General features: G+C 46.8%; 7 protein-coding genes. All 7 read left to right on the top strand.

Annotated elements, in window-relative coordinates:
- The first annotated feature begins 176 nt into the window (after positions 1-176).
- The 7 genes from FD32_RS03125 (at position 177) to FD32_RS03155 (ending at position 8,846) form a co-directional block, all read left to right on the top strand.
- Positions 177-752: an NADPH-dependent FMN reductase gene (locus FD32_RS03125; protein WP_047768731.1), complete on the top strand. Its 576-nt coding sequence runs from the start codon at positions 177-179 to the stop codon at positions 750-752.
- Positions 752-1,987, top strand: coding sequence for an NAD(P)H-dependent oxidoreductase (locus tag FD32_RS03130; protein ID WP_047768729.1), 1,236 nt, complete (start codon positions 752-754; stop codon positions 1,985-1,987). The genes FD32_RS03125 and FD32_RS03130 overlap by 1 nt, the downstream gene beginning before the upstream one ends.
- A gap of 9 nt (positions 1,988-1,996) precedes the next feature.
- Positions 1,997-2,920, top strand: a complete 924-nt coding sequence (locus FD32_RS03135; protein ID WP_056962107.1) for an FAD:protein FMN transferase — start codon at positions 1,997-1,999, stop codon at positions 2,918-2,920.
- Between the two features lie 361 nt (positions 2,921-3,281).
- Complete coding sequence (serS, locus tag FD32_RS03140; RefSeq protein WP_047768725.1) at positions 3,282-4,580, top strand: serine--tRNA ligase; 1,299 nt, start codon at positions 3,282-3,284, stop codon at positions 4,578-4,580.
- A gap of 276 nt (positions 4,581-4,856) precedes the next feature.
- Positions 4,857-6,320 (top strand): ABC transporter substrate-binding protein/permease, encoded by a 1,464-nt coding sequence (locus FD32_RS03145; protein ID WP_047768723.1) that lies wholly within the window; start codon positions 4,857-4,859, stop codon positions 6,318-6,320.
- Between the two features lies 1 nt (position 6,321).
- Entirely contained in the window at positions 6,322-7,065 is a 744-nt protein-coding gene (locus FD32_RS03150; protein WP_047768721.1) for an amino acid ABC transporter ATP-binding protein, read from the top strand.
- Positions 7,066-7,487: 422 nt separating this feature from the next.
- Positions 7,488-8,846 carry an amino acid permease gene (locus FD32_RS03155; RefSeq protein ID WP_047768719.1) on the top strand — a complete coding sequence of 453 codons (1,359 nt, stop codon included), beginning with the start codon at positions 7,488-7,490 and terminating at the stop codon, positions 8,844-8,846.
- The last annotated feature ends 87 nt before the right edge of the window (positions 8,847-8,933 follow it).

Genomic DNA, 8,933 nt, shown 5'->3' on the forward strand with positions numbered 1-8,933 from the left:
ACCAATTATAAGAATAGGCCATTAGTGTTGCACTTAACTTGACAATTGAGGAAAAAATCATCTAATAATTTAAATAGTAACTAATAATTATTGCCGATTGGTGTCGCTCTTTACCAAAATATAGTAAAATGGCAATGTGAAATGTTGCATAAATTATTATAAGGAAGTGACATGTCTTGAAGATTGCTGCAATTGCAGGATCCAACGCGAACCATTCATATAACCGAATGCTGTTAGAGTTTATTGCGAAAGGCCTTCGCGATACTGATGATGTCGATGTGATTGACATTCGCAAGGTTCCCCTCTTTAACGAAAACTACAAAGGAAAGACGCCGAAAGTAGTTGCTGACATTGACCGCCGGGTTGCCGCGGCCGATGCGGTAATTATTGCCAGCCCAGAATATAACCACTCAATCACCTCTGCTTTGAAGAGCATGGTTGAATGGCTGTCATACGAACTCCACCCACTAGAAAATAAGCCGGTAATGATCATCGGTGCGTCGACCCATGAGCAAGGTTCTTCCCGTTCCCAAGTTCAATTGCGGGACATCTTGATCTCCCCCGGGGTCAATGCCCATGTCTTCCAAGGTGAAGAGTTCTTTATGAGTAACGTTGCTGACATGATTGATGAAGATGGCAATATCACTGATGAGGGGACAGTCAGTTTCCTTAACAAGTGCATCAGCGAGTTTAAGCCATACGCAGAGGCAATCAACGGGATGGTTGCCAAAAAGGAGGCGGCAAAGGACTAATGAAGATTTTAGCTTTAGTCGGGACCAACGCAAACTTCTCATACAACCGGATCTTACTCAAGTTTATGAAGAAGCACTTTAAGCAGATGGCCGACATCGAAATTTACGAAATTAGCAAGCTCCCCGCCTTTAGTGTGGACGTTCCGCTGGAAGAACAGACCGAGGTCTGGAAGTTAAAGCAAAAGGTTAAGGCCGCTGACGGGGTCGTGTTCTCAACACCAGAATATGACCACGGGATTCCGGCCGCACTGAAGAGTGCCACGGAATGGCTTTCTTATCATACTGAAGTACTAAAGCACAAGCCAGTCATGGTCGTGGGGGTTTCTTATGGTCGTCAAGCATCTGCCCGCTCCCAAGTCCAGATGCGGCAAATCCTGATTTCACCGGACTGTGATGCTAACTTATTACCCGGCAACGAAGTATTAATTGGTGGGGCTAGCCGCGTATTTTCTAAAGATGGCCGTCTGATCAATGAAGACATGCGCGACAACCTAGAAAAGTGCTTTACTAACTTTATTCAGTATATTCAGGTATTCAAAAACATCGATGAGGAGGAAGTTCAGATGCCAATCAAACGCCCAAAGATTAGCGATGCCTATATTAATTTCCCAACGGGTCGCCTATCATTAAAAGAAGTTCAACAAATTTTCAGTACAATTCCATTTGAGATTGACTTGGTTGATAGTTCTGACCGCTTTGCCTGGTACTCGGACAAGCCAAACCGGGAACACGTCCGGAGCGTGGCTTCCTTAAATGAACCAATTACTGAGTGCCACCCACCGAAGGCTGTACCGATTGTCACCAAGATTATCAACAGCTTCCGTGACGGTGAGAAGGACGTCGTTACCCGTCCACTGTGGATGAACGGCCACCGTTCACTAATCCAATACTATGCCCTGCGTGACATTGACGGCCACTACCTGGGAACCATTGAGTTCACGGGAAGTGTTGAATACATCCTTAACCTCTTCGAAAACGGTGCCTGGGACAACAAGCCAGACGCCACGACTGGTGCTTCTAAGCACGACGATACTAACGAAGCTGCTAGTGAGACGGTTGACGCTTCAACCGGGGCATCCGAAACGGGTAATGACGATGCCGACAATGCTTCAGTAGAGAAAACGGCACCAGTCCAAGCCGACGATAGTGACGCCACTTCTGCAGCTTCAGAAAGCGGTAGTGTTGACGCTGACGACGAAAGTGCGGACGCCACGACTGGTGCTTCCGAAAACTAGGAATGCACGATGGCAAGCGAGTTAATGGCCCAACGGCATAGTATGGTCCACCATGCTCTTGGTACCAAGATTGTCTTAACGGTTTACGGTGACCAGTATTTCCCAATCCTTAGTAAGTCGATGAAACTAATTGACGGCTACGAGGACCGCTTGACGGTTAACCGGCCGGTTTCTGAGGTCATGTCGGTCAACCAGGCTGCCGGTAAGACACCGAAGTTGGTTTCACAGTCGACCTACGACCTCATCAAATTAGCAGTTCACTACAGCCGGGAGAACTTTGGCTTTAACGCCTTGATTGGGCCCCTCGTCAAGCTGTGGAAGATTGGTTTTAGCGGGGCCAATGTGCCCAGTGATGCCGCGATTAAGGACCGTCTGCGGTTGATTGACCCTTACCAGGTCCTACTCGACGATGAGAACCGGACGGTATACCTGGAACAGTCGGGGATGGAACTCGACTTAGGCGGGATCGCCAAGGGTTACATTGCGGACCGTCTGCGTGACTACTGGCAAAGCGCCGGGGTGCCGGCAGGAATCATTGACCTAGGCGGCAACCTCCTCTTTGTGGGAAAATCGCCCCGTCGTCCGGATGGCCAGTGGATCATTGGTGTTCAAGACCCCCAACTAAAGCGGGGGCAGAACATGGAGACGGTTCGCCAGTCCGCATGCTCGGCGGTTACCTCGGGAATTTATGAACGCTTCTTGGTGAAAAATGGCAAGCGTTACCACCACTTGCTGGACCCGCGGACTGGTTATCCCTTGGAAACGGACCTGAATAGTGTGACGGTCTTTACAGACCGGTCCGTACTGGGGGAAGTGGAGGCTAAACGGCTCTTCTTCAACGAGGAACCAGTTGCCGGCTGGGAAGAACAACCGGGTAACCGGGGAGCTGTTTTTATCCATAATGACGAGCATATCGTAAACGTCAATATTTAAAAAAATAGCGGCGCTGGAAACAGCGCCGCTATTACGTTTCTTAAAGGTGAGATAAATTTTTCTCATAAAACATTTAAAGAAATCCTTGCCAAATAAGAAAAAATATAATAATATAATAATCAATATCAAACACGAAATGCATTTTAAGTAGGTTACCAGAGAAGCTGCGGGTGGTGCGAGCAGTTAACCGAAACTCCGGTGCAGTTAAATTTGTGGGCGGGTAATGCCGCACGGCTGGTGGCCGTTATCCATCATGAGGGTGACTATTGAGGTCAAACTTGGGTGGTACCGCGGAACTATAGCCATTTCGTCCCAAAATATTTGAGGATGGAATGGCTCTTTTATATTCGGAGGTAGAATTATGTTAGATATTAAGAAGATGCGTCAAGACCCAGATTTCTACAAGAAGAAATTAGGCACCCGTGGCGTTAAGCCGGAAGAAATTGATGAAGTCCTTGACCTTGATAAGAAGAGGCGTGACCTTCTGCAAAAGACCGAAGCCCTGAAGGCCCAACGGAACGAAGCCTCCGAAAAGATCGGTGAAGCCAAGAAGAAGGGTGAAAATGCTGACGAAGCAATTGCCCAAACGCGTAAGCTGGGTGCCGATATCAAGGAACTCGACAAGAAGGTCGACGCCAATGACGAGAAGCTGCACGACTTGCTGGCTGGAATTCCTAACATCCCTCATGATGACGTGCCAGTTAGCCTGACGGAAGAAGGGGCGACTGAATTACGGAAGGTCGGAACCATCCGTAAATTTGACTTCGAACCAAAGCACCACTGGGACATTGGGACTAACCTGGGGATTCTGGACTTTGACCGGGCCCACAAGGTATCTGGTGCACGGTTTGTTTACTACCTTGGTTTAGGTGCCCAACTGGAACGGGCTGTTTACAATTTCATGCTGGACGAACACATGAAGGACGGCTACACCGAAGTTTTGCCACCATACATCGTGAACGCTGCATCGATGTACGGAACTGGTCAATATCCAAAGTTCCGTGACTCTGTTTACCGGGTTAACGGGGAAGATATGACCTTGATTCCAACTGCCGAAGTGCCCTTGACCAACTACCTGCGTGGTGAAGTCATCCCAACTGAAGAGCTACCAGTATACGTCACTGCTTTATCGCCTTGCTTCCGTTCTGAAGCCGGGGCCGCTGGCCGTGACACCCGTGGCCTGATTCGGATGCACCAATTCAACAAGGTTGAAATGGTTAAGTACACCAAGGCCGAAGATTCATGGGATGAACTTGAAAAGATGACCGCTAACGGTGAAAACATCTTGAAGAAGTTGAATATTCCATACCACGTTATCACCTTAACTACTGGTGATATGAGTTTCACGGCAGCGATGACCCACGATATCGAACTGTGGATGCCTGCTCAGAACAAGTACCGTGAAGTATCGAGTTGTTCTAACTGTACCGACTTCCAAGCTCGGCGGATGCACACCCAATACCGGGACGAAAACGGTAACCTGCAATACGTTCACACCCTGAACGGTTCTGGTTTGGCTGTTGGCCGGACCGTTGCCGCCATCCTGGAAAACTACCAAAACGAAGATGGTTCTGTAACGATTCCAAATGTCTTAGTACCATACATGCACGGGGTAACTAAGATTACCAAGGAAAACGCCGTTCCATTCCGTAATAAGTAATGCTTTAATATGATTAACAGGCGCCGCACGCGTCCGGATCTTCATCCGGAAGTGCGGTGCTTTTTTGATTTAAATAAGAAAATTCTAATAATTGCTGCAAAATAAAAATGACGTTAATTTTATAAAGTTAAATAGGCTAAAATTCTTACTTAAATTTTGTTTAAACCGCTACCATCTTTGAGATACACGCTTTTCCCTTAATCCTATTCACTTTCGTCGAGTAGGGTGCTAATGTATTAGCAACGTTAAAATTTGATTAAAAGGAGTCGGTTGATAATGCGGAAAATAGGTTGGAGAAAAATACTAGCCACCTTCATCGCAGTCCTCGGGATTGCGCTCGGGTGGTCATTAGTCGAACCACAGAGTGTGTCTGCTGCCGAACCGACTTACACCTTTGCCACGAACAACACGTTTGAGCCCTTCGAAATTCAAGATAGCAAGGGCGGCTATTCCGGTAAAAATCCCGGAATTGAAATCGAAATGTTGAAGAAGATTGCTAAGCACGAACACTTTAAATACAAACTCAAGCCAATGAGCTTCAACGGTGACTTGCAAGCCTTGGAAGGCGGTCAAGTTGATGCCGTCATCGCCGGGATGAGTGTTACTAACGAGCGGAAACAGAAGTTTGACTTCTCCAAACCTTACTACACAGACGGTGTTATGATGGCGGTTGCCAAGAACAGTAAGATCACCTCACTGAAGCAGTTAAAGGGTAAGATGGTTTCCGCTAAGTCCGGAACCAGTGCCGCCCTCTTTGTTAAGAAGAACCAGAAGAAGTACGGGTACAAGATTCGTTACTTCGACTCTTCAAACACGATGTGGAACGATGTTAAGAACGGTAACACGGATGCCACCTTTGACGACGGGCCGGTTCTCCAATACGGAATCCGGACCGGGGTCCCATTGAAGATCGTCACCAAGAAGCCAATTGATGCCCAGCCAGTGGCGGTTGGTTTCCAAAAGGGCCAGAACCTGGCACTGCAAAAGAAGGTTAATGATGGGATTGACTGGTTAAACAAGACCGGCCAAATGAAGCAAATCGTCAATAAGTACACAAAGAGTGATAAGACAACCAAGAGCAGCACTGCTAGCCGGACAATCCCTGGCCTTCTGAAGGCTAACCGGTCGGCACTGCTCAACGGTTTATGGATGACTATCCAACTGACGATTGTTGGGATTATCTTAGCGATGATCTTCGGCCTGATTCTCGGTGTCCTGGGATTTATGCAGAGTAAACTTGCCAACGGAATTTCCAGCATCATCATCTACATTTTCCGGGGATTACCAATGATCGTTTTGGCCTTCTTTATCTACATGGGCTTGCCAAACGTGATTGGCCATAAGGTCCCACTATTTCTCGCCGGGATCATGACACTAATGCTTGACGAAGGGGCCTACATCGGGGCCATCGTTAAGGGGGGCTTTGATGCCGTTGACCCTGGCCAATGGGAAGCGGCCCGGAGCCTTGGCTTGCCATACCGGAAGGCCTTAATCAAGGTTGTGGCACCGCAAGGAATCAAGATTATGGTTCCATCCCTGGTCAACCAGTTCATCATCACCCTGAAGGATACCTCCATTCTTTCGGCAATTGGGGTCATGGAATTGACGCAGACCGGGACAGTGATCATTTCGCAAAACATGGAAGGGTTTAAGATGTGGTTGATCATTGGGACAATTTACATCATCATCATTACCCTGCTGACCTGGTTATCAAACTACATTCAAAAGAGGATGGCTTAATATGGATAAACAATATAAAGTACAAGTAAAGGACCTCCACAAGAGTTACGGAAAGAATGAAGTCCTCCAGGGGATCAACCTGAATGTTAAGCCGAGTGAAGTGGTTTGCATGATTGGTCCTTCTGGCTCCGGGAAGAGTACCTTTTTACGGTGCCTGAACCGGCTAGAAATCCCGAATGGCGGCCACGTTTACGTTGACGGTTATGATATCGCCGACCCGAAGGTAAATATCAATAAGGTCCGGGAAAATATCGGAATGGTTTTCCAGCACTTTAACCTTTTCCCTAACATGTCGGTAATTGAGAATATCACTCTGGCGCCGGTACAGCTGAAAAAGGAAAGCAAGGAGGAAGCCAAAAAAGATGCCCTCCACTACCTTGAAGTGGTTGGCTTGAAGGAAAAGACCAATGTCAACCCTAAGACCCTCTCCGGTGGCCAAAAGCAGCGGGTTGCAATTGCCCGGGCACTGGCAATGAAACCAGATGTGATGCTCTTTGATGAGCCGACGAGCGCCCTTGACCCTGAAATGGTCGGTGATGTGCTAGAAGTTATGAAAAACCTTGCGCGTCAAGGAATGACGATGATCGTGGTTACCCACGAGATGGGCTTTGCCAAGCAGGTTGCCGATCGGGTAGTCTTCTTCCACGATGGTAATATTCGGGAACAGGGGACGCCGGAGCAGATCTTTGAACACCCACAACAGGAAGATACCAAGAATTTCCTGGATAAGGTCTTAAACGTCTAACGAACAATTTTAAATTAATTTCAGAAATTGTTTGACAATTGGCGAAGAACAATATATATTATTAGTACCTTCTAATGAATTGCTAGTTTTAGAGAACTGGACAAGTGCTGCAAGTTCAGTCTAGCGATATGGCATATACGTGAAATGGGTGGTTCCATTATCGACTAAGAGGTAGTCTAACAAGGCTATAAAGATGGGTGGAACCGCGTCAAAAACGGGGCTGTGACATAAGTACTTTTACCAAGTTCAAATACGAACAGCGCGGTACGCAAATGGGCTCCAGTGTCCGGTATAACCGAACTCTGGAGCCCTATTTGCGCTCGCGGGGGCGTGAAAACGAAGTCATAAATGACTTCTGTCACGCTCCCGTTTTTGTTTTCCCCTTTCAAAGTAGCTAGAACTTAATTTCGGGAGGTTACATTATGGATGTACAGCAACATCAGAAGCTAAAACGTTCACTAAAAAGTCGCCATATTACCATGATTGCGATCGGTGGGGCCATTGGAACGGGGCTATTCCTTGGCTCTGGCTCAGCAATCCACGAGGCTGGACCGTCAATCATTCTTTCCTACTTAATTACCGGAATCTTCATCTTCTTTATGATGCGGGCACTTGGTGAATTGCTTTTGGAGGATACTTCCCGCCACTCATTCATCGACTCGGTTCAGTACTACCTTGGTGACCGGATGGAATTCATCGCTGGCTGGATGTATTGGGCCTGCTGGTTAACCCTCGCAATGGCCGATCTAACGGCCACGGGGATCTACTTGCGTTACTGGTTTCCAAGCCTTCCCCAATGGGTGGGCCCGTTGTTGATCGTCATAGTCTTTATGCTAATTAACATGATCAATGTTGGGCTATTTGGGGAACTAGAAAGTTGGTTCTCAATGATTAAGGTTTTGGCAATTATTGCCCTAATTGTTGTCGGCCTGGTCCTTATTATCATGCATGCTAAAGTAAGTGGACGAACAGTAACCTTAGCAAACCTTGTTAATCAGGGGGGCTTTTTCCCTACTGGTCCCAGTGGCTTTTTACTTTCGTTTCAAATGGTTGTATTTGCTTTTGTTGGTATTGAGATGGTCGGTTTAACCGCCGGGGAAACGAAGAATCCCCAAAAGGATATTCCCAATGCCATCAACACTTTACCAGTACGAATCGGCCTCTTTTATATCGGCTCGATGATTGCTTTGATGTCCATTTATCCGTGGTTCCGGGTCAAAGAAACTTCTAGTCCCTTTGTTCAGGCCTTCGCAGCAATTGGTATTCCAGCAGCCGGGGGAATTTTAAACTTCGTTGTTTTAACGGCAGCCTTGTCGGCAACCAATAGTGCTATTTTTAGTACGAGTCGGTCGTTATACGCGCTCGCCAAAAGTGGGAATGCCCCCCAGAAGTTTGGTAAGTTAAGCCCCCAGGCCGTACCAACGAAAGCATTGACCTTTTCAACGGCAATCTTATTTGTCACGGTTATTTTGAACTACATTATGCCAGCAGGGGTTTTCAACGTTATTTCGGGGATATCCACGATTTTCTTCATCTTTACCTGGTTGATTATCCTTTTTGCTCATATTAAGTTCAAAAAGGCGCACCCCAAGGGAATTCACCGTTTTGTGATGCCCGGTTATCCGCTAACCAGTTGGCTGACGATTATCTTCTTCTTTGGGGCTTTAATAGTTCTTTTCTTCGTTGATGCGACCCGGATTCCGTTGGTTCTTTCAATAATTATCTTTTTTGTCCTTGCCGGTGCATTTAACTTTACGGCAAAGGGAAAAAAGCAAAAATAAATTTTCTCATAAGATATTAATCAAACTAGTACCTGATTTATTCATAAAAATACACAAAATACCCATCAAACACATGTTTCACGCGTT

Origin of the sequence: Limosilactobacillus panis DSM 6035 (genome assembly GCF_001435935.1) — a bacterium.
Classification (GTDB): domain Bacteria; phylum Bacillota; class Bacilli; order Lactobacillales; family Lactobacillaceae; genus Limosilactobacillus; species Limosilactobacillus panis.

Coding starts and splice junctions, on each gene's coding strand:
- FD32_RS03130 (WP_047768729.1), top strand. CDS start 752: ATGAAGATTTTAGCTTTAGTCGGGACCAACGCAAACTTCTCATACAAC.
- FD32_RS03145 (WP_047768723.1), top strand. CDS start 4,857: ATGCGGAAAATAGGTTGGAGAAAAATACTAGCCACCTTCATCGCAGTC.
- serS (WP_047768725.1), top strand. CDS start 3,282: ATGTTAGATATTAAGAAGATGCGTCAAGACCCAGATTTCTACAAGAAG.
- FD32_RS03155 (WP_047768719.1), top strand. CDS start 7,488: ATGGATGTACAGCAACATCAGAAGCTAAAACGTTCACTAAAAAGTCGC.
- FD32_RS03135 (WP_056962107.1), top strand. CDS start 1,997: ATGGCAAGCGAGTTAATGGCCCAACGGCATAGTATGGTCCACCATGCT.
- FD32_RS03150 (WP_047768721.1), top strand. CDS start 6,322: ATGGATAAACAATATAAAGTACAAGTAAAGGACCTCCACAAGAGTTAC.